The sequence below is a fragment of the Sphingomonas mangrovi genome (assembly GCF_047975845.1).
Lineage (GTDB): Bacteria > Pseudomonadota > Alphaproteobacteria > Sphingomonadales > Sphingomonadaceae > Sphingomonas.
Window position 1 is genome coordinate 72,102 of the sequence record NZ_JBIUCZ010000011.1, and the last position, 25,753, is coordinate 97,854.

The following is a 25,753-nucleotide window of genomic DNA, read 5'->3' on the forward strand; positions in this document are numbered from 1 at the left end:
GTCAATCCTCGCGAATGAGATAGGGGTCGTGCAGGCCGAGCTGCTTGAGCGCGGTGCGTTCGATGTCTTCCATCGCCTCCGCCTCGGCATCGTCCTGATGGTCGTAGCCTAGCAGGTGCAGGCAACCGTGGACAATCAGATGGGTGGCGTGGTCGGCCACCGGAATGTCGCGCTCGGCTGCCTCGGCGACGCACACGCCGTGGGCGAGGACGATGTCGCCGAGCAGCACCTCGCCGTCGTCGGAATTCTGCGTCACCGTCTCGAGCAGGTCGGGCTGCACCATCGGGAAGGACAGGACGTTGGTCGGCTTGTCCTTGCCGCGATACTGGCGATTGAGCCCGTGCACCTCGTCGTCAGAGGTGAGGCGGATCGCCACCTCGACCGCGGCGGGCGACGTCGCCCAGCCGGCATAGGGCGTGCGCGCGAACGCCGCGGCGGCCGCGCGGCCGGCGAGCGTCTCCCAGTCGAGATCTTCGGGCCAGTCGCCCTCGCGCTGTACGGCTATGTCAAGCATCGCTGGTCTTCCCGTTGGCGGACACGGTGGCGCGTAGCCGAGCCTGGCACCCGGTCAAGCGTCCTTCCCCTCATAGGCTTCGACGATCCGCCCGACGATCGGGTGGCGGACCACGTCGGCGGCACCGAAGCGGGCGAAGGCGATCCCCTCCACCCCCTCCAGCCGCGCGGTCGCATCGGCGAGGCCCGAGGCGGAGACGCCGCCGGGAAGGTCGGTCTGGTTGGGATCGCCGCACACCACCATCCGGCTGTTCTGGCCGAAGCGTGTGAGGAACATCTTCATCTGCGCGGGCGTGGTGTTCTGCGCCTCGTCGAGGATCACGAAGGCGTCGGCGAGGGTGCGGCCGCGCATGAACGCGATCGGCGCGATCTCGATCTCGCCCGAGCTGATCCGCCGCTCGACCTGTTCGGCCGGCAGGCAGTCGTAGAGTGCGTCGTAGAGCGGACGGAGATAGGGATCGACCTTCTCCTTCATGTCGCCGGGCAGGAAGCCCAGCCGCTCGCCGGCCTCGACCGCCGGGCGCGACAGGATCAGCCGCTGCACCGATCCGGTAATGAGCTGCGCGACCGCCTGCGCGACCGCGACATAGGTCTTGCCGGTGCCCGCCGGCCCGAGCGCGAAGATGATGTCGCTGGAGACGAGCTGGCGCATGTACGCTGCCTGCGCCACCGTGCGCGGCACGATCGTCTTCTTTCGCGTCCGGATCATGATCGACGGCGGGGCATTGCCGCTGCCGCCGTCGGCGCGGACGATGCCGTCGAGCGTCGGCTGGTCGGCCATCGCGATCACCGCCTCGATCAGGCCGGTGTCGACGTCCTCGCCGCGCAGGATGCGATGGTGGAGCTCCTGCAGCACCTCGCGCGCGTGCGCGACCGCCTCGGCCGAACCCTCGATCCCGACCCGGTCACCGCGCGCGGTGATGTAGACTCCCAGCCGCTCCTCGAGCGCGAGCAGGTTGCTGTCGAACTCGCCGAACAGCCGGGGCAGCATCTGCGGCTTGTCGAAGCTGACTTCGACCCGGCTGCGATCGCCGGAGCGGGCGGGAACGGGCTTGCGACTCATGCGATCCTTTCGTGGGAAGAGCAGCGGGGCGAAACAACGCCCAGGCGGGCGTCGACGCCCAAGAACGTGCGCGGCCGGCGCTTGGTTGCGGAGGGGCGGAACGGACGGCCGGACTGCATGCTCGCCGAATGTGGCAGAGCCCGCGTCGCGGCGACAGGGGGAATATGGGGGTGCGGCGCTGAAGCGCCAGCGCCGCGCGACGCCTCGCCGTTCAGGCGGCGGCGGCGACTCGCTCGACGCCGGACAGCGACACCGGGCCCGCGGCGACTAGGTCGACCTCGATCAGGTCGCCGATCTGCGCGTCGGTGAGCAGGTGGACCGACTGCAGCCACGGCGACTTGCCGAGCATCTGTCCGGGCAGCTTGCCGCGCCGCTCGATCAGGATCGCGGTCGCGCGGCCGACGCTGGCGGCGTTGAACGCCTGCTGGTCGCGCAGCAGCGCCGCCTGCAGCTGTTGCAGCCGGTCGTCCATCACCTCCGCGGACACCGCACCGGCATAATCGGCGGCCGGGGTGCCGGGGCGCGGGCTGTATTTGAAGCTGAACGCCTGCGCATAGCCGACCGCATCGACCAGCCGCAGCGTATCGGCGAACTCTGCGTCGGTCTCGCCGGGGAAGCCGACGATGAAGTCGCCCGACAGCGCGATGTCGGGGCGCGCCGCGCGCACCCGGTCGAGCAGCCGCAGATAGCTGTCGCGGCTGTGGCTGCGGTTCATCGCCTTCAGCACCCGGTCGCTGCCCGACTGCACCGGCAGGTGGAGATAGGGCATCAGCGTCTCGACGTCGCCGTGGGCGTCGATCAGCCCCTGGGTCATGTCGTTGGGGTGGCTGGTGGTGTAGCGGATGCGGGCGAGACCCGGCAGCCGGTCGAGCGCGCGGATCAGGCCGTCGAGCCCCTGCGTGCGTCCCGCCTCGTCCACGCCTGTCCAAGCGTTGACGTTCTGGCCGAGCAGGGTGATCTCGCGCGCGCCGGCATCCACCAGCGCGCGCGCTTCGTCGATCAGCGCAGCCCAGGGGCGGCTCACTTCCGCGCCGCGGGTATAGGGCACGACGCAATAGGTGCAGAACTTGTCGCAGCCCTCCTGCACAGTGAGGAAGGCGCTGGGGCCGGTGTTGCGGCGCTTGGGCAGCGCGCCGAACTTGCTGAGCGCCGGCATGTCGGTGTCGAGCGACGCCGTGCCCGCGGCCGCCGTGCGGACCAGCTCGGGCAGGTTGTGATAGGCCTGCGGGCCGACCACAACGTCGACCTTGGCGCGGCGGACGATCTCCTCGCCCTCGGCTTGCGCGACGCAGCCGGCCACCGCGATCATCGGGTCGCGGCCGCCTTTGCGCAGCCGGCCGATGTCCGAATAGACCTTTTCCGTCGCCTTTTCGCGGATGTGGCAGGTGTTGAGCACCACCAGATCGGCTGCTGCCGGATCGGCCGTCGCCGTCATCCCCTGCGCCGTCATCAGCTCGGCCATGCGCTCGCCGTCGTAGACGTTCATCTGGCAGCCGAAGGATTTGACGTGAAAGCTTTTCGGGGGCGTGGTCATGGCGGCGGTCCTATACGCCAGCTTGATCGCAGCTGCCAGCTTGGGCCGCTTCGATCCGCTGCCGTGTTTCGGCGGCGACCTGTTTGCGGCCCATGCCGGCGGGGTCGAACGGGTCGAGGAAGCGGATCGTCAGGGGGATGGTGCCGCGGCGGGCGAGGAGGCGGGTCGCGTTGCGGACGCCGGTCTCGCCGCCGATCCAGCCGACGTCCGGGGTGGCCGGGCCATAGTCGAGCACGACGGGCTGGATTCGCAGGCCCGGCGGAGGCGGGTCGGTGACCGCGAGCAGCGATGCCTTGAACGGCAGCAGCGTGGTGCCGTCGCCGGTGGTGCCTTCGGGGAAGATCGTGACCGGCCGACCGCCCAGCGCTGCACGCAAGGTCGCGACCTGGGCGGCGACCCCGAGCCGATCCCCGCGCGCGACGAACAGCGTATCGTTGAGCCGGCACAGCCAGCCGACCAGCGGCACATCGGCGAGCTCGCCCTTGGCGACGAAGCTGCTGCCGCTCGCGCCGGCGATGGCGAGGATGTCGAGCCAGCTCTGGTGGTTGGCGAGCAGCAGCACGTTGTGCCGCAGCGGTGTGCCGGCGACACGGGATCGAACGCCGGCAAGGCGGGCGACCCCGCCCAGGAAGCGGGGCGGCCAGGGGGAAGGGCGGCGGAACAGCCGCCAGCTCCCGTGCAGCGCCAGCGCCACGAGCAGCCAGGCGAGGATCGCCGCGGTGCGCGTAACGAGCCGGACGTACCCGGCCGGGCCGGGCACGCGATCAGCCCTTGCGGTCGAGGCTGACGCCGTAGAGTTCCATGCGATGGTCGACCAGGCGGAAGCCCAGCCGCTCGGCGATCTGCTTCTGGAGCAGCTCGAGCTCGGGATCGACGAACTCGATCACCTTGCCGGTCTCGACGTCGATCAGATGGTCGTGATGCGCCTCGGGCGAGGGCTCGTAGCGGGCGCGGCCGTCGCCGAAATCGTGGCGGTCGAGAATGCCCGCCTCCTCGAACAGCCGGACCGTGCGATAGACGGTCGCGATCGAGATGCCCGGGTCGATCGCCGAGGCACGCTCATAGACTTTCTCGACGTCCGGATGGTCCTCCGCCTCCGACAGCACGCGCGCGATGACGCGGCGCTGCTCGGTGATGCGCAGCCCCTTTTCCTGACACAGCGCCTCGAGGTCGATCCTGCGCGGCATTCCTTCTCCGTTCCTTCAGTGCAGCCCGCTATCTAGCGGATGGCGGCGGCTTCGGGAAGCAGGCTTGGCCGCCGGCCCGCCGCTCGATCGGGGGCGGCGCGAACGCTGGTGCGATCGAGCGGCAGCGACGGGTGCCGTGCCGGGAGAGGGCGTCGCCGTCCCCTCCCGAAACGCGCGCGATCAGCGCTTGCGGTTGGTGCCCAGGCCAATCGCCTTGGCGAGGCTGCGGCGCTGCTCGGCATAGTTGGGCGCGACCATCGGATAGTCCAGCGGCAGGCCCCACTTGGCGCGGTACTGCTCCGGGGTCATCTGATAGTGGGTCATCAGGTGCCGCTTGAGCATCTTGAGCTTCTTGCCGTCTTCCAGGCAGACGATGAAGTCGGGCTTCACCGAGGAGCGGATCGGCACCGCCGGCTCCTGCTTCACCTCGGGCTCGGCGCCGGCGCCGCCGAGGGTGGTGAGCGCACCGTGAACATTCTGGATCAGCGACGGCAGGTCGTCGAGCGACACGCTGTTGTTGCTGACATGGGCCGCGACGATATCCGCCGTGTACGCGATCAGCGTATCGGTCTGCGGCTGCTGGACTTCCATGGACTACCCTTTCGACACAAGAACGGCAAAACGCCGCCGCTCCTGCCTGCGCCTATTCACCGCCAGTGCCGAAATCGCAACGGTTAACCATCGCCTTTTTTCGCAACAAATTGTTTCGTCTAGAGCGACGAAAGATTGCGTGCGTAGCTGTGGGCGTCGAACACCTCGCCCGTAGGGCCGCGATAGTAGCGCGGGCGTTCGCCGACCTTGGCGAAACCTTCGCGGACGTAGAGCCGTACCGCTCCATTGCCTGCGCGGACCTCCAGATGCAAGTGGGCGACGTCGCGCCGTCGCGCTTCCTCCACCACCGACCGCAGCAGCATCCCGCCAATGCCCGCCTGCTGCGCCGTCGGCCGGGTGGCGATCAGCAGCAGTTCGGCCTCGTCGGCGACCGAGCGGGACAGCGAGAAGCCGGCGATGCGCCTGTCCTGCTCGGCAAGCGTCAGCCACACGCCCGGCAGCGCCAGCATCCCCAGGCATTGCGACGGCGTCCAGCCCTCGCCGAAGCGCGCGTCGAACGCCTCGCGCATCACCGTCGAAACCGCGTCGAGATCGCGCGGCGAGCCGCTGCGCAGCGTGACGGGACCGGCGCTGCGGCTCATGGCTGCGGCGGCTTGGCGTCGGGGGCGCGGCCGTAGATCGGGCGCGGCGCCAGCGTGGCGAGTGCCGCAGGGAGCAGCAGCGCGTCGCGCGCGTCGGGCAGCGCCTCGCTCGCGGCGATGGCGGGGTCGATCGCCAGCAGCCGGTGCACGCCGTTGCCCACCACCGGCAGGTCGCCCAGCCGCTCGCGCGCCGCTTCGGGGCGGAGCGAGGCGAAGGATCCGGTCTCGCGTAGCGGATCGGTCGCGAATTCCTGGACGAACAGCTCGCCATGCCCGCCCTCCAGGACGACGGCGAGCGTGTCCGTCGACGACGCGCGCGCGAACGCACCGGCCGCGACCAGCGCGAGCGACGAGAAGCCGAGCACCTCGACGCCCCAGCCGATCGCAAGACCCCGCGCCGCCGCCAGCCCGACCCGGACTCCGGTGAAGCTGCCGGGGCCGCAATCGACGAGGATGCGGTCGGCGCGGCCGTGGCCGGGGAGCTCGGCGATCATCGGCACCAGCCGCTCGGCATGGCCGCGGCCGACCACGACGTGGCGGGAGTCGAGGACCGCGGCGTCCTCCAGCAGCGCGACCGAGCAGGCGGCGGTCGCGGTTTCGATGACCAGCGTGCGCAAGCGGATCAGGCGATCTTGTTGAAGCGGTCGAACGCTGGGCGCGGCAGCCGCGGATGCAGCCGGCTCGGGTCGCCGTGGCCGAGCACCGCGATGAAGTTGGTGCGCACCGCCGGCGTCTCGCGGAAGAACGCCTTGTCGACCGCGCCGGCGTCGAAGCCCGACATCGGCCCGATGTCGAGCCCGACGGCGCGCGCGGCGACGATCAGATAGGCGCCCTGCAGCGTCGCGTTGCGCATCGCCGAGACCTGGCGCAGCTCGGCGTTGCCGTCGAACCACGACTTGGCGTCGGCGTGCGGGAAGAACTCCGGCAGATGCTCGTGAAACTCGGTGTCCATGCCGACGATCACCGCGACCGGGGCGTTGCGCACCTTGTCGGCGTTGCTGTCGCTGCAGCAGGCGGCGAGCCGCTCGCGCGAGTCCGCCGACACGCACCAGACGAAGCGGCCGGGAAGCTGGTTGGCCGAGGTCGGCCCCATCTTCACCAGCTCCCAGATCGCCTCCAGCTCGTCGCGGGTGACGGGCTGGTCGGTGAAATGCGTGTGGCTGCGCGCGGTGCGGAACAGCGTGTCGAGCGCGGCGTCGTCGACCATCGCCATCAGACCGCCCGCACTTCGGTGACCTCGGGGACGTAGTATTTGAGCAGCTGTTCGATGCCGTTCTTCAGCGTCGCGCTCGACGACGGGCAGCCCGAGCAGGCGCCCTGCATCTGGAGGTAGACCTTGCCCTTGTCGAAGCCGCGATAGACGATGTCGCCGCCGTCGTTGGCGACCGCGGGGCGCACGCGCGTCTCGATCAGCTCGCGGATCTGCGCGACGATGTCGGCGTCGGCAGGGTCGTCGACCACGTCGGGTTCGGCCGGCGGGACCGAGAAGTCCGCGCTCGCCTGGCGGAACAGCGGCATCGCCGCGGCGAAATGATCGAGCAGGATCGCCAGCACGTCGGGCTTGAGGCCGGCCCATTCGACGCCCGGCGCGGCGGTGACCGAGACGAAGTCGCGGCCGAAGAACACGCCCGTCACGTCGCCCAGCGCGAAGACCGCCTCGGCGAGCGGCGACGCCTCGGCCTCTTCCGGGCTCGCGAAGTCGCGCGTGCCGGTTTCCATCACGGTCCGCCCCGGAAGGAACTTCAGGGTCGCGGGATTGGGCGTGGGTTCGGTCTCGATCAGCATGGCCGCCATTTGGCGTGCCGGGGGGGCGGGATCAAGCCGAGGGGCGAAACGAACCGCCAGAGGATGCCGTGCGATGCCAGGCGAGCAGGTTGCGGCGCGCCTCCTGCACGAACGCCGAACGGCGCACGAGGTCGAGCAGCAGGTCGGCGAGCCAGCGGCCCGGCTGGCGCAGCGGCCGCTTGAACTGGAGCAGCAGCACCACGCGGGTGCCGCCCGTGTCGTTCCACACCTCGTGCGCATAGGTGTCGTCGAACACCAGCGTCTCGCCCTCTGCCCAGCGCAGCATCCGGTTGCCGAGCCGCATGCGGACGTCCCCGTCGCGCGGCACGACCAGCGCCAGGTGGCAGGTAATCAGCCCCTTGGTCACGCCGCGATGCGCCGGGATGTGGCTGCCGGGTGCGAGGATCGAGAACATGGCGTTGGTGAGGCCGGGCACGCCGCGCAGCGCCGCGGCGGTTTCGGGGCAGCGCGCGAGATTGTCGTCGATATCATAGCCGTAGCCGCACAGGACGAACGACCGCCAGCGATCGACCGCGGCGAGGGTGCACGGATCGGGCGCAATCGCGGCGAGCGGCGGGGCCGCGCCCTCGGGAACGGCGACGCGCATCGCCTCGTCGCGGATCGCCTGCCACTGGTCACGCAGCGCGCGTGTCCACGGGAAGGCGCGTACGTCGAGCACCGGCGCGGTCGACACCAGCGAAGAGGCGCGGATCAGCGGATCGAACCACCGGCGCAGCCGCTTGCCGGCACGCACCACCAGCGCGTGCTGCGCTTCGGGCATCGTCCCGCGTCGCCGGATTGCGGTCGGTCTCACGTGCATCGCTTCCCCCTGATGCTTCGGAGGCTGCGCTGCACAAAAGGCGAAAAGGTGGCGGTGGCGTGGAAGATCGTGTCCGCCGGTTTTCCGGCCTTTTCCGATCGCCGGCCGTGCGGGCGCGCTGGCAGTGCCCGCAAAAGCCGGCTACGCTTCGCGCATGGCATTTCCTGTACGCGTACGCCGGATCGCACTGCCGCTTCTGGCCCTGATCGCCACCACGCCGCTCGTCGCGCAGACCGCGCCGCCGCCGGCCGCTCCCCAGCAACAGACCCGCCAGCTGCCGCCGCTGCAGCCGGTCGCGCAAGGGCCGGACACGCCCTGGCTGTTCAAGGGCAGCGACATTCCGCCCGACCGCAGCTGGACCTATGGCGTGCTGCCCAACGGCGTCCGCTACGCCGTGCGGCACAACGGCGTGCCGCCGGGCCAAGTCTCGATCCGCGTTGCGATCGACGCCGGCTCGCTGATGGAGACCGACCAGGAGCGCGGCTTCGCGCACCTTCTCGAGCATCTCTCGTTCCGCGGCTCGGCGCACGTCCCCGACGGCGAATCGAAGCGGGTGTGGCAGCGGCTGGGCGTGACCTTCGGCTCCGACACCAACGCCGCCACCAGCTTCACCCAGACGGTCTACAAGCTCGACCTGCCCGGCGCGACCCAGGCGGGGCTCGACGAAAGCATGAAGATCCTGGCCGGCATGATGGCCGAGCCGACGATCACCGCCGAATCGCTCAATGCCGAACGCCCGGTCGTGCTCGCCGAGCAGCGCGAGCAGCCGGGGCCGCAGATGCGGCTGGGCGACGCGACGCGTGCGCTGTTCTTCACCGGCCAGCCGCTCGCCGACCGTTCGCCGATCGGCAACGTCGAGACGCTGGAGGCGGCGACCGCACAGACGGTAAGCGCGTTCCATGACCGCTGGTACCGCCCCGACCGGGCGGTGGTGGTGATCGCCGGCGACGCCGATCCCAAGCTGCTCGAGGCGATGGTCGTCAAGCATTTCTCCGGCTGGCAGGGCAAGGGCCCGGCGCCGACCAATCCCAAGCTGGGCACGCCCAAGGCGGGCGGGCCGCTCAGCGCCGCGATCAGCGAGCCGGCGCTGCCGCCGCTCGTCCAGATGGCGACGGTGCGGCCGTGGACCGTCGGCGACGACACCATCCTGTTCAACCAGGAACGCATGGTCGACCAGATCGCGATCCGCATCATCAACCGCCGGCTGGAAAGCCGCGCGCGGGCCGGTGCCAGCTACATCAGCGCGGGCGCGGACCTGGAGGACGTGTCGCGTTCGGCCAACATCACCGCGGTGTCGATCCTGCCGGTCGGCAACGACTGGGAAGCGGCGGTGCGCGACGTGCGCGCCACCATCGCGAGCGCGCTGCGCACGCCGCCTTCCCAGCAGGAGATCGACCGCGAGGTCGGCGAGATCCGCGCCGCGATGGAGAATGCCGTCGCCACGTCGCGCGTCGATGCGGGCGCCAAGCTCGCCGACAATCTGGTCGAGGCGGTCGATATCCGCGAGACGGTGGCGGGGCCGGAAACCTCGCTGCGCATCTTCGACGGGGCGGTCGCAGGCAACTTCTTCACCCCCGCCAAGGTGCAGGCGGCGACGCGCAAGGTGTTCGACGGGGTCGAGACCCGCGCGCTCGTCAACACGCCGACGCCCGATCCGACCGCGGTCAACAAGCTCGCCTCGGCGGTGCAGGCCGATGTGACGGAGGTCGCCGAGCGGCGCGGGCCGCAGCGTACCGTCAAGTTCGAGGAGCTTCCCAAGCTCGGCACACCGGGCAAGGTGACCGCACGCAGCGTCGTGCTGACCGACCCGAAGATCGAGAAGGTGACCTTCGCGAATGGGGTCAACCTGCTGATGTTCCCGAACAATTCGGAGACGGGTAAGGTCTATGTCCAGGTGCGCTTCGGCCGCGGGTTGAGCGCGCTGCCGTCCGACCGCCAGACGCCGGCGTTCGCCGCCGATCTGGCGCTGGTGGCGAGCGGGGTCGGCAAGTTCGGGCAGGAAGAGCTCGACCGGCTGACCGGCGACCGCCAGATCGGGCTGTCGTTCGGCATGCAGGAGGATGCGTTCGTGCTGAGCGGCATCACCACCGCCGCCGACCTGAACGACCAGCTGCGGCTGATCGCGACCAAGCTCGCGGCGCCCGGCTGGGACCCGAACCCGGTCGCGCGGGCGCGCGCGGTGATGCTCGCCAGCTACGACAGCCAGTCGTCCTCGCCCGTCGGCGTGCTCCAGCGCGATCTGGAGGGGCTGCTCCACGCCGGCGATCCCCGCTGGGCCTCGCCCACGCGAAAGGATATCGAGGCCCTCGACGCGGCGAGCTTCCGCAAGCTGTGGGAGCCGCTGCTCGCGAGCGGGCCGATCGAGGTGCAGGTCTATGGCGACACCACCGCGGACGCGACGATCGCCGCGGTCGCCAAGACCTTCGGTGCGCTGAAGCCGCGGCCGGCAGCCGCGGTCGCCAATCCCAACGTGCGCTTCCCCGCGCACGTCGCCCAGCCGGTGGTGCGTACCCATACCGGCCAGCCCAACCAGGCGGCGGCGGTGATCGCCTGGCCGACCGGCGGCGGCAGCGCCGGGCTGACCGAAAGCCGCAAGCTCGAGATCCTGGCCGCGGTGTTCCGCGACCGGCTGCTCGACAAGCTGCGCTCGGAAGCGGGGGTCAGCTACACGCCCAACGTCGCCAACGACTGGCCGGTCGGGCTGCCCACCGGCGGCAAGATCCTAGCGATCGGCGCGGTGCCGCCCGACAAGACCGACTTCTTCTTCCAGCTGGCGCGCGGCATCGCCGCGGACCTGGTCGCCAACCCGATCCCCGCCGACGAACTGCGCCGCGCCCAGGCGCCGGTGCTCCAGTTCATCGCGCGCGTGTCGAGCGGCAACATGTTCTGGATGCAGCAGACGGCGGGCGGCACGACCGATCCCCAGCGGATCGCCGCGATCGACAGCATCGCCTCCGACATCGGCACCACGACGGCCGCCGACATCCAGGCGCTGGCGGCCAAGTATCTGCGGCCGGAAAAGGACTGGTCGCTGGTGATCGTGCCGGAGAAGAAGGCGGACTGAGGGGAGGCGGGGTGTTCGCCCTCCCGTCATGCTGACGCAGGTCAGCATCCATTGCCGCTACGCTGGTGGGTCTCACGACCGGAGCGGCAATGGATCCTGACTTCCGTCAGGATGACGGGCCCCGCTGAACGACCGCCGCTGTGCCCCTGCGCAGGAGCACGGCGCTTCGACGGGGCTGCCCTACCCCTTGTACAGCGCGTCCAGGCGCTCGCCGTAGTCGCGGCGCAGGATGTGGCGGCGGATCTTCATGCTCGGGGTGAGCTGCTCGTTCTCGATCGTGAACGGCCCGTCCGCCAGGATGAAGCGGCGCACGCGCTCGGTGACGCTCAGCTCCTGGTTGACCCGATCGACCGCGGCGGTGAGCGCGGCGCGATAGCCGCCGTCCTCGCCCAGCCGCTTGAAGTCGCAGGCGGTGCGGTTGGCGGCGCACCACTCCTGGGTCCATTCGGGATCGGCGACGATCACCGCGACCATGTACGGCCGCCGGTCGCCGGCGATCATCGCCTGCGCGATCTCGGGCTGGAGGGTGAGCATTCCCTCCACCTTCTGCGGGGCGACGTTCTCGCCCTTGTCGTTGACGATGATGTCCTTTTTGCGGTCGGTGATCTTGATCCGCCCGCGCTCGTCGATCACGCCGATGTCGCCGGTGTGCAGCCAGCCGTCCTTGAGCACGCGGGCGGTCTCGACCTCGTTGCGCCAATAGCCGTGCATCACCAGCTCGCCGCGCACCAGGATTTCGCCGTCGGGGGCGATGCGCACCTCGGTGTTGTCGAGCGGCGGACCGACGCTGTCCATCCGTACCCCGGCGGCGGGGCGGTTGCACGAGATCACCGGCCCCGCCTCGGTCTGGCCATAGCCCTGGAGGAAGGTGACGCCGATCGACTGGAAGAACAGCCCGACCTCGGGGTTGAGCGGCGCACCGCCCGACACCATCGCCTTCATCCGCCCGCCGAAGCGCTTGGCGATCTTGGGCTTGAACAGGGTGCGCACCGCCAGCTGCGCGGGCCGGTCCGCCAGGCGCAGTTTGCCCTCGTTCTCCCGCGCGCCGATTTCGAGCGCCTTGCCGAGCAGATAGGCGGCCGCGCCGCCCTGCTTCTCGATCGCCTTGGTGATCCGCGTGCGCAGCACCTCGAACAGCCGCGGCACGACGAACATGATCGTCGGGCGCACCTCCTCGATATTGGCGGCGAGCTTGTCGAGCCCCTCGGCATAGTAGATCTGCCCGCCCAGCCCGATCGGGAAATGCTGCCCGCCGGTGTGCTCATAGGCGTGGCTCAGCGGCAGGAACGACAGGAACACCTCCTCGTCCCAGCCGAAGTCGCCGGAGATCACCGCGGCGCATCCCGCGACGTTGTGGAGGATCGCGCCGTGGTGCTGCATCACCCCGCGCGGCGCCCCGCCGGTGCCGCTGGTGTAGATGATGCACGCCAGGTCCTCGCGCGCGAAATCGGCCTGGCCCGCCGCCGAGTCGGCGCTGGTCGGGTGGTCGGCGATCAGCTGGTGCCAGCTGTGGAACTCGACGCTGCCGGGCTGGGCGAGGCGGACGTCCTCGATGCCGATGATCTTTTCGGGGATCGAGGCGTGGAGCGCGGCGGGGATCAGCGTGCGCGCGAGTTTCGCGGTGGAGACGATCACCGCGCACGCGCCGGAATTCTCCATGATGTGCTGGTGGTCGCGCTGGGTGTTGGTGACGTAGGTCGGCACCGTCACGCAGCCCGCGGCCATGATCGCCAGGTCCGAGATGCACCATTCGGGCCGGTTCTCCGACACCAGCATCACCCGGTCGCCGCGCTTCAGGCCGATCGCCTTCAGCCCTGCGGCGAGGCTCGCGACCTGGCGCGCGGCTTCGGCCCAGCTGGTCGGCTGCCAAGCCCCGTCGGCCTTGTGCCACAGGAACGGCTTGTCGCCGTGCTCGCGGGCGCGCGCGAAGAACATCGCGACGAGGTTGGGGAAATGCTCCAGGGTACGCATGGCCTCTCCTGCCGCCCCGGCGTCCGTGCGCCGGGACTGGTTCGTTATTCGGGCGGGCGGGTGCCGAACCCGCCGACCCGCGTGATCGCGGCGACGCTGCCGTCCTCGGCCATCGCCACGCCCTCGCTGCGCGGATCGGCGGCGCCGACCCAGCGGTTGCCGACGCGCTCGATCGCATTGGCCTTCAGCCCCAGTGGCGCGATCTGGACCGGTTCGCCCAGCGCGCGCAACGCCGGCGCCATCGCCTCCAGCTGCGTGCCCTGCTCCAGCGTCGCGACCCGGCCGGGTGCGTAGATCAGCCCGAGCCCCAGCGCGTCCTGCGCGGGCAGCTTCCAGTCGAGCACCGCGACGATCGCCTTGGCGACCTGCGCGATGATCGTCGACCCGCCGGCCGCGCCGATCGCCAGCCGCACCTTGCCGTCGGGTCCGTAGACGATCGTCGGCGACATCGAGCTGCGCGGCCGCTTGCCGCCCTCGACGCGGTTGGCGACGAGGTAGCCGTTCTTGTCGGCGACGATGTCGAAGTCGGTGAGCTCGTTGTTGAGCATCGTGCCGTCGACCGACAGCCCGGATCCGAAATAGCCCTCGATCGTCGAGGTGACCGACACCGCGTTGCCGCGGCTGTCCGTCGCCGAGACGTGGGTGGTGCCGGGCACTTCGCTCGGCTGGACGCGAATACGTGCCGGCGCCCCCCGCGGCGCGCCGGGCGCGACGCTCGCCATCGTGCGGTCGGGCGCGATCAGCGCCGAGCGCGCGGCGATATACTTCGGGTCGAGCAGCCCCTTGACCGGCACGGTCACATGGTCCGGGTCGGCGACGTACAGGTCGCGGTCGGCATAGGCGAGACGCTCGCTCTCGGCGAGCAGGTGCCAGGCGACCGGCGAGTCCTTGCCCAGCGCGGTCATGTCGAAGCGTTCGAGCTGCTTGAGGATCATCAGCACCGCGACGCCGCCGGACGAGGGCGGGCCCATGCCGCAGATGCGATAGACGCGGTACTTGGTGCACAGCGGCTTGCGCTGCTTGGCGTCGTAGCTGGCGAGGTCGCCCAGCGTCATCTTCGACGGATTGCGCGCAGCGGTGTTGACGGTGGTGACGATCTTCTGCGCCTCCGGCCCGACGTAGAAGCTGTCGGGGCCGCGGGCGGCGATCCGCTCGAACAGCGCGGCTTGTTCGGGGTTCTTGAGCAGCGTGCCGACCGGCAGCGCCTTGCCGTCAGGGCCGAGGAAGTGGCTGCGCGCCCAATCGTCGATGTGGCCGCCGAACTTGTCGATGCCGGTGTTCAGCCGCTGGGTGATGCGGAAGCCGTCGCGCGCCAGCCGGATCGCCGGCTCGAACAGCTTGGCCCAGGGGAGCTTGCCCGCGCGCTCGTGCGCCATCGCCCATTCGCGCAGGTTGCCCGGCACGCCGACGCTGCGCCCGCCGGGAACCGCGGCGGAATGGGTCAGGGGATTGCCGTCGGGCGCGTAGAACCAGTGCGGGTCGGCCGCCGCCGGCGCCGCCTCGCGTCCGTCGATGGTCAGCAGCTTGCCGGTCTTGGCATCATGCCCGACCCAGAAGCCGCCGCCGCCGATGCCGGAGTTCTGCGGCTCGACCACGTTCAGGGCCAGCAGGGTGGCGATCGCGGCATCGGTGGCGCTGCCGCCGGCGCGCAGCATCTCGACGCCCGCAGCCGCGGCGCGCGGGTCCGATGCGCTGACCATCCCCTGCGGCTTGGGCGTCGCCGCCGGCGGCGCGGCCTGCGCCTGCGCGACGGCGGGAACGGCGAGCAGCAGCGCCGCGCAGCTGAGAAAACGCTTCATGGCCGACGGAGTAGCCGGGATTGCCGCGGGTGCAAAGGCGAGGGGGATGCGCCGCACCCCCCGGTCGCCCTCACCCCCGCCGGGTTGCCGCCGCGTAAAGCGCGATCGCCGCCGCATTGGAGACGTTGAGGCTTTCGACCTGATCGCTGATCGGCAGCCGCGCGAGCACGTCGCAATGCGCCTCGGTATTCTGGCGCATGCCTTCGCCCTCGGCGCCGAGCACCAGCGCGACCTTGTCCGACCCCATCGCCTGGTCGAGCGTGAGGTCGGTGTTGCCGGTGAGGCCGATGCGCCAATAGCCGGCCTCGGCGATCTCCTCTAGCGCGCGGGCGAGGTTCACCACGCGGACCCAGGGCACCACCTCCAGCGCGCCGGATGCCGAGCGCGCGACCGTGCCCGATTCGGGCGGGGCATGCCGGTCCTGCGTCACGATGCCGAGCGCGTCGAACGCGGCGGCCGAGCGCAGCATCGCCCCGACGTTGTGCGGATCGGTGACCTGGTCGAGCACCAGCAGCGGGCGGGTGTCGCCGCGGCCGCGCTCGATCAGGTCGCCCAGCCAGATGTCCTCCAGCGGATCGACCTCCGCCACCATGCCCTGGTGCGGCGCATCGCTCGGCACCAGCCGGCCGAGGTCGGCCGCCTCGGCATAGGTGACCGTCAGCGTCGCCGGCAGGTCGAGCCGGGAGAGCGCCTCGTGCGTGCCCCACAGCTTGCGCACGGTGCGCTCGGGATTGGCGAGCGCGGCGAGTACCGCATGGCGACCCCAGAAACGGGGGCGCTGCGGCGAGCCCTGGCTCGGGCGATGACCTCGACGTGCCATGCTCAGTCCTCCTGCTCCGGCCAGGCGAAGGGATCGGTCGGCTTGGGCTGGCGCGGGAAGGGCGGCTTGGGCAGCGGCTTGTCCGCGTTGGCGGCGTTCAGCAGGAACGAGGCCATGATGATCGACGCCTGACGCAGGTCGTCGCCCTTCAGGTGATCGAAGGTGTCGACGTTCGTGTGGTGAAGCCGGCTGCCATAGTCGAGCGGGTCCTGGATGAACTGGAAGCCCTGCAGGCCGATCGACTGGAAGAAATAATGGTCGGTGCTCGACGTCGGGCGCATGGCGACGGTGGTCGCCCCCATCGCCTGGAACGGCGCGAACCATTCGCGGAAGATCGGCACGGCTGCGGGATTGTTCTCCGCATAGATGCCTCGAATCTTGCCCGACCCGTTGTCGAGGTTGAAATAGGCGGCGAGCTGGTCGTAGCCCGGCTTCTTGGTGATCGGCCAGCGCCGGTTCCAGCCGTAGAAGCGGGAAAGGCCGGTGGCGGGGGCGCCGGCCGCCGGCGCGCGGGTGGCGATGTGCCGCTCGATATAGGCGAGCGAGCCGAGCAGGCCCTGCTCCTCGCCGTTCCACAGCGCGAAGCGGATCGTGCGCTTGGGCCGCACGCCCATCTGCGACAGGATGCGCGCGGCCTCCATCACCACGGCCGAGCCGGCGGCATTGTCGGCGGCGCCGTCGCCCGCCGCCCAGCTGTCGAGATGCGCGCCGGCCATCACATAGCCGGCCTTGGCATCCGTCCCCGGGATCTCGGCGAAGATGTTGTAGGCCTGTACGTCGCTGTCGTCGAAGCGGACGTTGCTGGTCACCTCCAGCGTCGGCGTCTGGCCGATGCGGATGAGGCGGGCGATGCGGCGGTAGTCCTCGGCCGCGATCTCGATGCCGGGCACCGCCGGGGTCTGCTCACGCCCGAACAGATAGCCGCTGCCGTGCAGCAGCTTGCCGTCGCGGCTGGACATGGTCGCCATCGCGACCGCGCCCTCGCTCTTCAGGAACGCGTCGAGCTTGGTCGCGAAGTCGAGCCGCTTGAGCCGGCGATCGGCGGCCTCGGGATCGTTGACCGCGGGCTCGAAGAAGTCGTGGTCGCTGAGTTCCTGCTGGGTGAGCCGGCGGAAAGGCGCGCGATCCGGTTCGGAGCCCGTGTCGGGCCGCGTCACCATCACGATCTTGCCCGCGAGCTGCCCGCGGTAGCGCGCGAAGTCGGCTTCCTTGGAGATCGGCGCGACGATCACCGGCGCGGTGACGGCGCCGCTGGTGCCCGGCGTCCAGGCGATCGGGATCGCGGTCAGCTCGATCGGCCGCGGGGTGACCATGCGCACGCTGGAATGGACGATCGACCAGCCGCGGCCGAACTCGAAGCCTTCCTTGTGGACGTTGGCGAGGCCCCATTCGCGGAACTTCTCCTGCGTCCACGCCTCCGCCTGGCGCATCCCCGGCGAGTTGGTGAGGCGCGGGCCGATCACGTCGGTCAGATGCTGGGCGATCGGCATCACCTCCGACTGGTTGGTGCCTTCGTCGATGATGCGGTTGACCGCGGCGCGGTCGACCGACTGGGCGGCGAGGGGGGCGGCGGCGACGGTGGCGAACAGGGCAAGGGTGAGCGCGCGCATCGGGTTCCGTTCGTGCGAGGGAAGAAAAAAGCGATGCCGCGGACGCTATGCCCCAGCGGAAAGGCGCGCAAGCCGTTGACAGCAGCCGGATGGGACGGCAATGGGCCACCTCGCTTCAGCGAAGCGGCCCCGTGGAAGGGTGGCCGAGTGGTTAAAGGCAGCAGACTGTAAATCTGCCCACGCAAGTGTACGCTGGTTCGAATCCAGCCCCTTCCACCATCCGCCCCCGGCGCGGCGGATCGGTTCTCCCGGAAAAAGGGACACCTGCGCTGCCGACCCCGATCCTCTTCGTTCTCGCAGCCCTGCTTGAGATCGGCGGATGCTTCGCCTTCTGGAAATGGGCGCGGCTTGGCGCCTCGCCGCTGTGGCTGATCCCCGGCGTGGTCGCGCTGGCCGGCTTCGCCTGGACGCTGACCTTCGCCGACACGCCGGCGGCGGCGCGGGCGTATGCGGCCTATGGCGGCATCTATGTCGCGAGTTCGCTTGGCTGGATGTGGCTGGTCGAGGGACTGCGCCCGGATCGCTTCGACCTGATCGGCGGCGGGCTGTGCCTGGCGGGATGCCTGGCAATCCTTTTGGGGCCGCGGTGAGGGGGCACGGCCGTCGCAACCTTTACCTCTTTTCCGTTCGCCTCGAGTAGCCGTCGAGCTTGTCGAGACGGCGTATCGAGAGGTCGGACGTTAGGGCTCTCTCGATACGGGCTCTCGACAAGCTCGATCCCTACTCGAGACAAACGGGGTGGGGGCGAGTGAAGGCGGTGAGGAGGCATTCTTCCCGGCGTCGAATGAGCCGCCGTCCCGCCTCTTGCGTCCGCCGCGCGGCGCGGCTACCTCCGGCGCATCGGGCGGGTATAGCACAATGGTAGTGCAGCAGCCTTCCAAGCTGAATACACGGGTTCGATTCCCGTTACCCGCTCCATCCTCTTCCCGCCTCCGCTCGCCACGGCCTGCCGGCCGCGCGATTGCCGAAGCTGCGGACCAGCCCTAGAGAGCGCCGCATGGCCCGCATCGAGACCCCCCGCCCCATCCGCGGCACCCAGGACATCTTCGGCGAAGACCAGCGCCGCTTCGGCCGGGTGGTCGACGCGTTCGAGCGCGTCCGCCGGCTTTATTGCTTCGGCCGGGTCGAGCTGCCGGTGTTCGAATCGACCGCGGTGTTCGCACGCTCGCTCGGCGAGACCACCGACGTCGTCTCGAAGGAGATGTACAGCTTCGAGGACCGCGGCGGCGATTCGCTCACCCTGCGCCCGGAGTTCACCGCCGGCATCGCCCGCGCCTATCTGACCGACGGCTGGCAGCAGTACGCCCCCCTCAAGATCGCCACCCACGGGCCCGTGTTCCGCTACGAGCGGCCGCAGAAGGGGCGCTATCGCCAGTTCCACCAGATCGACGCCGAGGTGATCGGCGCGGCCGAGCCCGGCGCCGACGTCGAGCTGCTCGCCTTCGCCGACCAGCTGCTGCGCGAGCTCGGCATCGAGGGCGTGACGCTCCAGCTCAACACGCTGGGCGATGCCGAGACCCGCGACGCCTGGCGCGCCGCGCTGGTCGCCCATTTCGAGGCGCATCGCGACGTGCTGAGCGAGGACAGCCTCGCCCGGCTCGACAAGAACCCGCTGCGCATTCTCGATTCCAAGGACCCGCGCGATCGCCCGGTGGCGGACAGCGCGCCGGGGATCGACGACTATCTGACGCCGGAAGCACGCGATTTCTTTGCGGCCGTTACCGCAGGACTGGACGCCGCCGGCGTGGCGTGGACGCGCAACGACCGGCTGGTGCGCGGGCTCGACTATTACCGCCACACGGCGTTCGAGTTCGTCACCGACCGGCTGGGCGCGCAGGGCACGGTGCTTGCAGGCGGCCGCTACGACGGGCTGATCGGATCCCTGGGTGGCCCCGAGACGCCGGGCGTGGGCTGGGCCGCCGGGATCGAGCGGCTGGCGATGTTGCTGGATGCGCCGGAGGTGGAGCGTGCGCAGGTCGTCGTCGTCGCCGAGGACGACGACGCGATTGCCGAGGCGATCGCCTCGGTTGCCCGCTTCCGCCGCAACGGCTGGCGCGCCGATCTGGTGGCGTCGGGTTCGTCGCGCAAGCGCTTCGACAAGGCGGTCAAGGAGAACCCGCTTGCGGTCGAATCCGTCCGCATCGTCGACGGGGCGCCGGTCCGGCGGCTCAAGATCCTCGTGGCCGACGAGGGTCTCGAAGCCCGGTTGAAGGGGGCATCGGCCGAATGACCCCTCCCGTCATCCCAGCGAAGGCTGGGATCTCCCGCGTCGGAGCGCGCGGCTTGCCGCACGAGACCCCAGCTTCCGCTGGGGTGACGCGTGGGGGTCTCGCATGACCGCCATTTCCCCCGATCGCATCGCGCAGATCGAGGCGCGGCGCGACGAGCTGCAGGCGCTGATGGCGACCGGCGAGCTGCCGGGCGACCGCTTCGTGGCAGTCTCGAAGGAATATGCCGAGCTGGAGCCGGTGGCGGAGGCTGCGGGCGCGGTGCGGCGGCTGCGTGCCGAGGCCGAATCGCTGGAGGAGATGAGCCAGGACGGCGACGAGGAACTGCGCCGCATGGCGGCCGAGGAGCTGCACGAGAACCGCGAGCGGCTGGCCGCGGCCGAGCGGGCGCTGGCACTCGCGCTGCTGCCGCGCGATGCGGCCGACGAGCGCCCGGCGATGCTCGAAATCCGCGCCGGCACCGGCGGCGACGAGGCGGCGCTGTTCGCGGGCGACCTGTTCCGCATGTACCAGCGCTATGCCGATGCGCGCGGCTGGCGGGTCGAGATGATCTCGGCGAGCGCTTCCGACGCCGGCGGGTTCAAGGAAGTCGTCGCGTCGGTGACGGGGCAGGGCGTGTTCGCCCGGCTAAAGTTCGAAAGCGGCGTCCACCGCGTCCAGCGCGTGCCGGTGACCGAAAGCGGCGGGCGCATCCACACCTCCGCCGCGACCGTCGCGGTGCTGCCCGAGGCCGAGGAGGTCGACGTCCAGATCGACGACAAGGACCTGCGGATCGACGTCTATCGGTCGTCGGGGCCGGGTGGCCAGTCGGTCAACACCACCGACTCCGCGGTGCGCATTACCCATCTGCCGACCGGGCTGGTGGTGATCCAGCAGGACGAGAAGTCGCAGCACAAGAACAAGGCCAAGGCGCTCAAGGTCCTGCGCACCCGGCTCTACGAGGCGGAGCGCGAGCGGCTGGCGTCGGAGCGGTCGGGCACGCGCAAGGCGATGGTCGGCTCGGGCGACCGTTCCGAGCGCATCCGCACCTATAATTTCCCGCAAGGTCGCGTGACCGATCACCGCATCAACCTGACGCTCCACCGCCTGCCCGAAATCCTGGAGGGCGAGATGGACGAGCTGATCGGCGCGCTGATCGCCGAGGACGAGGCGGAGCGGCTGGCGACGCTCGACGCGGCGTGACGTCCACCGGGGAGGCAGTGCGGGAGGCGGCGCAGCGGATTGCCGGCGTGTCCGACACCCCCCGGCTCGATGCCGAGCTGCTGATGGCGCATGCGATGGGCGTCGAGCGGACCACGCTGCTGCTCGCGAGGCTCGACGATCCGGTGCCGCCGGGCTTCGCCGCGCTGGTCGAGGCGCGGCTGTCGCATACGCCGGTCGCCTATCTCACCGGTCGCCGCGCCTTCTGGACGATCGAGCTGGAGGTCGGCCCCGGCGCGCTGGTGCCGCGTGCCGATAGCGAGACGCTGATCGAGGCGGCGGTCGCGCATTTCGTCGGCCGCGCGCCCGCGACCGTGCTCGATCTGGGGACCGGGCCGGGCACGCTGCTGCTCGCCGCGCTCGACGAATGGCCGCAGGCCCGCGGGGTGGGCGTCGACCGATCGGTGCAGGCGCTCGGCTATGCCCGGCGCAATGCCGAACGGCTCGACATGGCACGCCGGGCGCAGTTCGCACTGGGCGACTGGGCGACGGCGCTCGACGGGCGCTTCGACCTGGTGCTCGCCAACCCGCCGTATATCGGGACGGATGAGGCGCTGCCGCAGGAAGTGGTCGGGCACGAGCCGGCAGGCGCCTTGTTCGCGGGCGGCGGCGGGCTCGACGCCTATCGCCTGCTCGCGCCCCAGATTGCGCGGCTGATCGCACCCGGCGGCGTCGCAGTGGTGGAGATCGGCTGGACTCAGGCGGACGCGGTGTCGGCGCTGCTCGCGAACCAGGGTTTGTTGACGTCCGTCAAACAGGATCTGGCCGGGCGGCCGCGCGCGGTCGTCGCCGGTTGAAACCCGCGGCGGCGAACCCATATTTCCCCTTGGAGATCGCCCGGGCAGCCGCTAAGACCGGGCCGGGGAAAGACACTTTCGGCAAAAGCCAGGGTGAATTCGGGGCAAGGCTCCCTCCACGTCATGTGCGCCACTGCGGTCCGGTGGTCATGACAGACGGGTCCGCGCGATCGCGGCCCCGCGACTGACAGCATCCGGGATCGACAGGATCGACGGACAGTTTTGAACGGGACACACACACGTTGATAAACAACCGGCAAGTCGGCCGCCGTCGCGGTCGTGGTGGGCAGCGTCCGCAAGGCGGGGGCAACCCGGGCCGTTCCGATAACGGCAATCGTATCGACAGCCGCGCGCGGGGAAATGCCGCGCAGCTGCTGGAGAAGTACAAGAACCTCGCTCGCGACGCGCAGATGCAGGGCGATCGGGTGAACTCCGAATATTATTTCCAGTTCGCCGACCATTATTTCCGCGTGCTCAACGACAATCGTCTGCGCAGCGAGGAAAACCGGCGCCAGCGGGGTGAATCGACGTCCGACGACGAGGACGAGGAGTTCGAGTTCGACGGCGAGACCGGCGGCGACGAGCGGCCCCAGCGCGAGGAACGCGCCGCACGCGAAGATCGCCCGCAGCGCGACGACCGTCCCCGCCGGGACGATCGTCCGCAGCGCGAGGGGCGTCCGCGCGCCGAACGTGCGCCGCGCAGCGAGCGTCCGAACGGCCATGCCGAGGCGGAGACCGCCGCAGCACCGGAGCCGGTCGCGGCCGCCAACGACGCCGACGGGCAGCCGGTCGAGGCCGAAGCGCGTCCCGCCCGCGGTCGCCCGCGCACCCGCCGCCCGGCTGCCGATGCGGCGACGCCGGGGGAAGCCGGATCCGAGACGCGCGGTATCGAAGCCGATCGGCTTCCGCCGGCGCTCGGTGCGGTGGAAGGGGATGGCGAGGAGCGGCCGCGTCGCCGCCGTCGCCTCCGCACGGACGACGAGGCGATGCCCCCGGCCGCCTGAGGTCCGGGCATCACCATCGAAGGGGCCGGTACCGCAGCCGCGGTGCCGGCCCTTTTGCTATTCGCGCGAGACGGTGGCGTCCGCTGCGTCCTCGTGCGGAAAACGGTCGACTGCGGCGTCGTGGCCGCTCCCCGCGCTCAGGAACACCAGCCCCATCAGCGCCGCGGCGAGCAGCACCGACAGTCCAACGCCGAGCGCGGTAGCGATGACCATGTGGATCGGCATCGGACCGATCGACTGCCACAGCACCGCCACCGCGAGCACCGCGGCCGCAGCGGAGAGCAGCGCCATCCAGCGGAGGATGCGCCGGAACCGCTGCCAGGCGAAGGCCGCCTGGCCCGGATCGTCGAGGCCGCGTTCGGTCATGCCGGTACAGGTGGCCCCGCGGCCGACGGTTGGCAACCGATTGACTTTCGCAGCGTCGGCGCGCGTTTAGGCGCGATGCTCTCCTTCGCGCACCGCCTCGCCTGGCACGCCAAGCGCCTGCACCATCGCCGGGTCGCTGCGCACGTCCTGGCGACGCCGCCGCTGCGGCCGCGCGACGACGGCGTGGTGCTGTTCTCGATGCTCGGCACCGAAGCGGTGCTGCCCGCGCTGGTTGCGCTCAAGTCGCTCCACGCCCGGCTCGGCCGCGGCCGGGTGGCGTTGCTCGACGACGGTACGCTGACCGCCCGCGATCGCGCGACGCTCGCCCACCATCTCGGCGATCCGGCGATTACCCCGATCGGTGCCGTGGACATCGGCGCCGCGCCGGCGGGGGGAACGTGGGAGCGGCTGCTTCATCTGCTCGAACTGCGTCGCGACGCCTATGTGGTCCAGGTCGATTCGGACACGGTGACCGTCGGCGACGTGCCGGAGGTCGCCGCTGCGATCGACGCCGGCCGCGACTTCATGCTGCGCGGCGAGGCCGGCGTCGCCTTCGCGACCCTCGCCGAGCTTCGTGAGCAACACCGCGGCATCGACCCCCGGGCGCCCGGCCTCCACGTCCAGAATGCCGCGGAGGCCGCGATGGGTCAGGCCGATCTCGCCGCAGTCGGGGCGGCACGCTACGCGCGCGGCTGTTCGGGGTTCGCCGGTTTCGCACCGGCCGGCCCTGGGCGCGACCTCGCCGAGGCGTTTTCGCTGGAGATGGACCGGCTGATCGGCCGCGAGCGATGGTCGCGCTGGGGAAGCGAGCAGGTCACCTCGAACCTGGTCGTCGCCAACGGGCGCGATCCGCTGCTGCTGCCGTACGACCGCTACGGCAATTACGAGAACCGGCCGCTGCCGACCGACGCGCGCTTCGTGCACTTCATCGGCACCTACCGGTTCCGCGGCACCGCCTATCGCGACGCGACGCGCGCGAGCATCGCCGCGCTCGCGCAGAGCTGACCCCTCAGCCGCGGGTGCGGATCGCCGCGATCGCCTCGCGCAGCGTGGCGCGCGCGAACAGCGCCAGCCCGCCGAGATAGGCGACCCCGCCGACGAGGACGAGCACGATCAGCCGCACCGCCGGGGCGAGCGCCGGCAGGGCGGCATCCGTCGCGCCGACCAGCAGCGCCATCGCTGCGGCGACGAGCACCGGCGGCGCGATCGCCCGGAGATAGGCGCCGACGGAGACGCCGATCACCGGCAGCGCCCGCGCCGCGACGATCGCGAGCAGCAGCGGATGCGCGACGATCCACGCGGCGGCGATGCCGGCGATGCCGTAGCGGACGCCGATGAGGAACGCGATCGGCAGCAGGATCGCACCGACCGCGGTGGTGCCGGCGGTAACTCCCGGCCGCCCCGCGGCATCGATTGCGGGCTGGAACAGCGTCTGCAGCGTCCAGCACGGCATGGCGATCGCGAGCAGCCGGACGATCGGCGCCGCCTCCAGCCACTTCGGGCCCAGCAGCACGTGCACCAGCGGCTCCGCGACGGCGGCGACCCCGAAGTAGAAGGGCATCGCCGCCAGCATCACCAGCCGCACCGCCCCCGGAAATGCGCCTGCCAGTGCGCCGCCCGCCTGATGCAGCCGGGCATAGGCCGAGAAAGCGACCTCGTTGAGCGGCGGCACGAACTTGTTGGCGAACACCTGCGTCAGGAACAGCGCGGTCGTGTAGATGCCGACCGCATGCGCATCGAACCAGCGGCCGGCGATCAGGATATCGGCCTGGCTCTGTGCGAAGTTGAGCAGGCCCGACGCCGCGACCAGCCCGCCGAAGCGCGCCAGCTGCCCCGACCCGGCGAAGCGGAAGCTCGGCCACATCAGCGAGCGTGCCGCGATCGTCAGCCCGATCGCGCGGGTATAGAACATTACCCCCGGCGCCAGCACCAGCGTCCACACGCCCAATCCGGCATAGGCGCCGGTGAGCGCGGCGATCGCTCCGGCGACCGAGGACAGCAGATTGACCTGCGCCTGCCGCCGGAACTCCATCGCCCGCGCCAGCAGCGCATAGGCGAGCGACGCGAACGGGGTAGGGATGTAGAGCAGCGCCTGCACCTGCAGCAGCCGCGCGACCATCGGCTCGCGATAATAGTCGGCGACCAGCGGCGCGGCGGCGACCTGCGCCAGCGCGAGCGCGCCGTTGAGCAGCACCAGCATGCCGAAGACCTGCGCGATCTGGCGGCGATCGACCTCGGCATGCTGGATCACCGCATTCGCCAGGCCATAGCCGTTGAGCATGCTGAGCAGCAGCAGCACGACGCCGGTCATCGCGACCAGACCGTAATCGGCCGGGGTCAGCACGCGAATGACCAGGAAGGTCGAGCTCCATGCGATCAGCTGGCCGAGAATCTGCGTACCCGAACGCCACAGGACGGCGGCACGGACCTGCTGGCGCAGCGATTCGGCCGGCTGATTCGGCTCCGACGCGGTGATGTTCATCGGCTCGGCCTATGCCGGGCGCGCCTGCCACGCCACAAAAACCGCGGAACTCCGCCGTTTCAGCATGGGATCGTCACATTTTTGAAAAATGGGTTTGACGGTTTGTGGTGATGCATCTAGAGACCCGTTCACCGCAGCGGCGCACCGGTTGGAGCGCTTCTGGGGTCGCTAAAAACCTGGTGCTGAGCGCCTCTTGCAAGAGGGGTTTGCTGGAGCGCCGGCGTTTTGTTCTTTGACATTGTTGGTTTAGATGAAGGGACATGTGGGCGGCGGCTCCGGTCGGCTACGTTTTCAAGGCGTGGTTTGGTCGGTAAAAG

At 70.4% G+C, this 25,753-nt stretch carries 24 protein-coding genes and 2 tRNA genes; 9 read left to right on the plus strand and 17 right to left on the minus strand.

Going from position 1 to position 25,753, the window contains the following annotated elements:
• Nucleotide 1: 1 nt before the first annotated feature.
• The 11 genes from ybeY to ACBY01_RS07750 form a co-directional block, all read right to left on the minus strand.
• Complete coding sequence (gene ybeY, locus ACBY01_RS07700; RefSeq protein WP_416460222.1) at nucleotides 2-514, minus strand: rRNA maturation RNase YbeY; 513 nt, start codon at nucleotides 512-514, stop codon at nucleotides 2-4.
• Nucleotides 515-568: 54 nt separating this feature from the next.
• Nucleotides 569-1,576, minus strand: a complete 1,008-nt coding sequence (locus ACBY01_RS07705) for a PhoH family protein (RefSeq protein ID WP_416460223.1) — start codon at nucleotides 1,574-1,576, stop codon at nucleotides 569-571.
• A 211-nt stretch (nucleotides 1,577-1,787) separates the two neighbouring features.
• On the minus strand, nucleotides 1,788-3,110 hold the full coding sequence (gene miaB / locus ACBY01_RS07710) for a tRNA (N6-isopentenyl adenosine(37)-C2)-methylthiotransferase MiaB (RefSeq protein ID WP_416460224.1): 1,323 nt from the start codon (nucleotides 3,108-3,110) through the stop codon (nucleotides 1,788-1,790).
• A gap of 10 nt (nucleotides 3,111-3,120) precedes the next feature.
• A complete protein-coding gene (locus ACBY01_RS07715) occupies nucleotides 3,121-3,870 on the minus strand; it encodes a lysophospholipid acyltransferase family protein (protein WP_416460225.1) in 750 nt (249 codons plus the stop codon).
• Nucleotides 3,871-3,874: 4 nt separating this feature from the next.
• Nucleotides 3,875-4,297, minus strand: a complete 423-nt coding sequence (locus ACBY01_RS07720; protein ID WP_229364049.1) for a Fur family transcriptional regulator — start codon at nucleotides 4,295-4,297, stop codon at nucleotides 3,875-3,877.
• A 180-nt stretch (nucleotides 4,298-4,477) separates the two neighbouring features.
• The gene (locus tag ACBY01_RS07725) at nucleotides 4,478-4,888 is read right to left on the minus strand and encodes a Ros/MucR family transcriptional regulator (RefSeq protein ID WP_416460226.1); all 411 of its coding nucleotides are present in this window, start codon (nucleotides 4,886-4,888) and stop codon (nucleotides 4,478-4,480) included.
• A gap of 119 nt (nucleotides 4,889-5,007) precedes the next feature.
• A complete protein-coding gene (locus ACBY01_RS07730; RefSeq protein WP_416460227.1) occupies nucleotides 5,008-5,490 on the minus strand; it encodes a GNAT family N-acetyltransferase in 483 nt (160 codons plus the stop codon).
• The gene (tsaB, locus tag ACBY01_RS07735) at nucleotides 5,487-6,107 is read right to left on the minus strand and encodes a tRNA (adenosine(37)-N6)-threonylcarbamoyltransferase complex dimerization subunit type 1 TsaB (protein ID WP_416460228.1); all 621 of its coding nucleotides are present in this window, start codon (nucleotides 6,105-6,107) and stop codon (nucleotides 5,487-5,489) included. Before tsaB ends, ACBY01_RS07730 begins: the two co-directional genes overlap by 4 nt.
• Before the next feature lie 5 nt (nucleotides 6,108-6,112).
• On the minus strand, nucleotides 6,113-6,703 hold the full coding sequence (locus ACBY01_RS07740) for a malonic semialdehyde reductase (RefSeq protein ID WP_416460229.1): 591 nt from the start codon (nucleotides 6,701-6,703) through the stop codon (nucleotides 6,113-6,115).
• Nucleotides 6,703-7,275, minus strand: a complete 573-nt coding sequence (locus ACBY01_RS07745; protein ID WP_416460230.1) for a NifU family protein — start codon at nucleotides 7,273-7,275, stop codon at nucleotides 6,703-6,705. Before ACBY01_RS07745 ends, ACBY01_RS07740 begins: the two co-directional genes overlap by 1 nt.
• Before the next feature lie 31 nt (nucleotides 7,276-7,306).
• Nucleotides 7,307-8,089, minus strand: coding sequence for an aspartyl/asparaginyl beta-hydroxylase domain-containing protein (locus ACBY01_RS07750; protein ID WP_416460231.1), 783 nt, complete (start codon nucleotides 8,087-8,089; stop codon nucleotides 7,307-7,309).
• 160 nt (nucleotides 8,090-8,249) lie between these two features.
• Here ACBY01_RS07750 and ACBY01_RS07755 point away from each other — a divergent pair, with 160 nt between their 5' ends.
• On the plus strand, nucleotides 8,250-11,159 hold the full coding sequence (locus tag ACBY01_RS07755; protein ID WP_416460232.1) for a M16 family metallopeptidase: 2,910 nt from the start codon (nucleotides 8,250-8,252) through the stop codon (nucleotides 11,157-11,159).
• A 180-nt stretch (nucleotides 11,160-11,339) separates the two neighbouring features.
• Here ACBY01_RS07755 and ACBY01_RS07760 read toward each other — a convergent pair whose 3' ends face one another.
• The 4 genes from ACBY01_RS07760 to ACBY01_RS07775 form a co-directional block, all read right to left on the minus strand.
• Nucleotides 11,340-13,130, minus strand: coding sequence for an AMP-dependent synthetase/ligase (locus tag ACBY01_RS07760; protein WP_416460233.1), 1,791 nt, complete (start codon nucleotides 13,128-13,130; stop codon nucleotides 11,340-11,342).
• A 44-nt stretch (nucleotides 13,131-13,174) separates the two neighbouring features.
• Nucleotides 13,175-14,929: a gamma-glutamyltransferase gene (ggt, locus tag ACBY01_RS07765; RefSeq protein ID WP_416460234.1), complete on the minus strand. Its 1,755-nt coding sequence runs from the start codon at nucleotides 14,927-14,929 to the stop codon at nucleotides 13,175-13,177.
• A gap of 70 nt (nucleotides 14,930-14,999) precedes the next feature.
• Nucleotides 15,000-15,749 (minus strand): 23S rRNA (guanosine(2251)-2'-O)-methyltransferase RlmB, encoded by a 750-nt coding sequence (rlmB, locus tag ACBY01_RS07770; protein WP_416460235.1) that lies wholly within the window; start codon nucleotides 15,747-15,749, stop codon nucleotides 15,000-15,002.
• A 2-nt stretch (nucleotides 15,750-15,751) separates the two neighbouring features.
• Nucleotides 15,752-17,359, minus strand: coding sequence for a M20/M25/M40 family metallo-hydrolase (locus tag ACBY01_RS07775; protein WP_416460236.1), 1,608 nt, complete (start codon nucleotides 17,357-17,359; stop codon nucleotides 15,752-15,754).
• Nucleotides 17,360-17,492: 133 nt separating this feature from the next.
• Here ACBY01_RS07775 and ACBY01_RS07780 point away from each other — a divergent pair.
• From ACBY01_RS07780 to ACBY01_RS07810, 7 genes are all read left to right on the plus strand, one after another.
• Nucleotides 17,493-17,578 (plus strand) — tRNA-Tyr (locus ACBY01_RS07780).
• 50 nt (nucleotides 17,579-17,628) lie between these two features.
• Nucleotides 17,629-17,949 (plus strand): YnfA family protein, encoded by a 321-nt coding sequence (locus ACBY01_RS07785; RefSeq protein ID WP_416460246.1) that lies wholly within the window; start codon nucleotides 17,629-17,631, stop codon nucleotides 17,947-17,949.
• A 254-nt stretch (nucleotides 17,950-18,203) separates the two neighbouring features.
• Nucleotides 18,204-18,277 (plus strand) — tRNA-Gly (locus ACBY01_RS07790).
• A 79-nt stretch (nucleotides 18,278-18,356) separates the two neighbouring features.
• The gene (gene hisS, locus ACBY01_RS07795; protein ID WP_416460237.1) at nucleotides 18,357-19,589 is read left to right on the plus strand and encodes a histidine--tRNA ligase; all 1,233 of its coding nucleotides are present in this window, start codon (nucleotides 18,357-18,359) and stop codon (nucleotides 19,587-19,589) included.
• Between the two features lie 103 nt (nucleotides 19,590-19,692).
• Nucleotides 19,693-20,769: a peptide chain release factor 1 gene (prfA, locus tag ACBY01_RS07800; RefSeq protein ID WP_416460238.1), complete on the plus strand. Its 1,077-nt coding sequence runs from the start codon at nucleotides 19,693-19,695 to the stop codon at nucleotides 20,767-20,769.
• Nucleotides 20,766-21,584: a peptide chain release factor N(5)-glutamine methyltransferase gene (gene prmC, locus ACBY01_RS07805; RefSeq protein WP_416460239.1), complete on the plus strand. Its 819-nt coding sequence runs from the start codon at nucleotides 20,766-20,768 to the stop codon at nucleotides 21,582-21,584. Before prfA ends, prmC begins: the two co-directional genes overlap by 4 nt.
• 242 nt (nucleotides 21,585-21,826) lie before the next feature.
• The gene (locus tag ACBY01_RS07810; protein WP_416460240.1) at nucleotides 21,827-22,588 is read left to right on the plus strand and encodes a DUF4167 domain-containing protein; all 762 of its coding nucleotides are present in this window, start codon (nucleotides 21,827-21,829) and stop codon (nucleotides 22,586-22,588) included.
• Nucleotides 22,589-22,645: 57 nt separating this feature from the next.
• On the opposite strand, the gene ACBY01_RS07815 is transcribed toward ACBY01_RS07810, so the two are convergent.
• On the minus strand, nucleotides 22,646-22,954 hold the full coding sequence (locus ACBY01_RS07815; RefSeq protein WP_416460241.1) for a hypothetical protein: 309 nt from the start codon (nucleotides 22,952-22,954) through the stop codon (nucleotides 22,646-22,648).
• A 75-nt stretch (nucleotides 22,955-23,029) separates the two neighbouring features.
• Between ACBY01_RS07815 and ACBY01_RS07820 the strand changes: the two genes are divergently transcribed.
• Nucleotides 23,030-23,959: a hypothetical protein gene (locus ACBY01_RS07820; RefSeq protein ID WP_416460242.1), complete on the plus strand. Its 930-nt coding sequence runs from the start codon at nucleotides 23,030-23,032 to the stop codon at nucleotides 23,957-23,959.
• A 4-nt stretch (nucleotides 23,960-23,963) separates the two neighbouring features.
• Here ACBY01_RS07820 and ACBY01_RS07825 read toward each other — a convergent pair whose 3' ends face one another.
• Nucleotides 23,964-25,436: a lipopolysaccharide biosynthesis protein gene (locus ACBY01_RS07825; RefSeq protein WP_416460243.1), complete on the minus strand. Its 1,473-nt coding sequence runs from the start codon at nucleotides 25,434-25,436 to the stop codon at nucleotides 23,964-23,966.
• Between the last annotated feature and the right edge of the window lie 317 nt (nucleotides 25,437-25,753).

Excerpts from the sequence above, each read along its gene's own strand:
- rlmB (WP_416460235.1), bottom strand. The coding sequence starts at position 15,749 with ATGGCACGTCGAGGTCATCGCCCGAGCCAGGGCTCGCCGCAGCGCCCC.
- ACBY01_RS07705 (WP_416460223.1), bottom strand. The coding sequence starts at position 1,576 with ATGAGTCGCAAGCCCGTTCCCGCCCGCTCCGGCGATCGCAGCCGGGTC.
- ACBY01_RS07825 (WP_416460243.1), bottom strand. The coding sequence starts at position 25,436 with ATGAACATCACCGCGTCGGAGCCGAATCAGCCGGCCGAATCGCTGCGC.
- ybeY (WP_416460222.1), bottom strand. The coding sequence starts at position 514 with ATGCTTGACATAGCCGTACAGCGCGAGGGCGACTGGCCCGAAGATCTC.
- ACBY01_RS07820 (WP_416460242.1), top strand. The coding sequence starts at position 23,030 with ATGCTCTCCTTCGCGCACCGCCTCGCCTGGCACGCCAAGCGCCTGCAC.
- miaB (WP_416460224.1), bottom strand. The coding sequence starts at position 3,110 with ATGACCACGCCCCCGAAAAGCTTTCACGTCAAATCCTTCGGCTGCCAG.
- hisS (WP_416460237.1), top strand. The coding sequence starts at position 18,357 with ATGGCCCGCATCGAGACCCCCCGCCCCATCCGCGGCACCCAGGACATC.
- ACBY01_RS07745 (WP_416460230.1), bottom strand. The coding sequence starts at position 7,275 with ATGCTGATCGAGACCGAACCCACGCCCAATCCCGCGACCCTGAAGTTC.
- ggt (WP_416460234.1), bottom strand. The coding sequence starts at position 14,929 with ATGAAGCGTTTTCTCAGCTGCGCGGCGCTGCTGCTCGCCGTTCCCGCC.
- ACBY01_RS07760 (WP_416460233.1), bottom strand. The coding sequence starts at position 13,130 with ATGCGTACCCTGGAGCATTTCCCCAACCTCGTCGCGATGTTCTTCGCG.
- ACBY01_RS07730 (WP_416460227.1), bottom strand. The coding sequence starts at position 5,490 with ATGAGCCGCAGCGCCGGTCCCGTCACGCTGCGCAGCGGCTCGCCGCGC.
- ACBY01_RS07755 (WP_416460232.1), top strand. The coding sequence starts at position 8,250 with ATGGCATTTCCTGTACGCGTACGCCGGATCGCACTGCCGCTTCTGGCC.
- ACBY01_RS07720 (WP_229364049.1), bottom strand. The coding sequence starts at position 4,297 with ATGCCGCGCAGGATCGACCTCGAGGCGCTGTGTCAGGAAAAGGGGCTG.
- ACBY01_RS07775 (WP_416460236.1), bottom strand. The coding sequence starts at position 17,359 with ATGCGCGCGCTCACCCTTGCCCTGTTCGCCACCGTCGCCGCCGCCCCC.
- ACBY01_RS07815 (WP_416460241.1), bottom strand. The coding sequence starts at position 22,954 with ATGACCGAACGCGGCCTCGACGATCCGGGCCAGGCGGCCTTCGCCTGG.
- ACBY01_RS07740 (WP_416460229.1), bottom strand. The coding sequence starts at position 6,703 with ATGGCGATGGTCGACGACGCCGCGCTCGACACGCTGTTCCGCACCGCG.
- prfA (WP_416460238.1), top strand. The coding sequence starts at position 19,693 with ATGACCGCCATTTCCCCCGATCGCATCGCGCAGATCGAGGCGCGGCGC.
- ACBY01_RS07725 (WP_416460226.1), bottom strand. The coding sequence starts at position 4,888 with ATGGAAGTCCAGCAGCCGCAGACCGATACGCTGATCGCGTACACGGCG.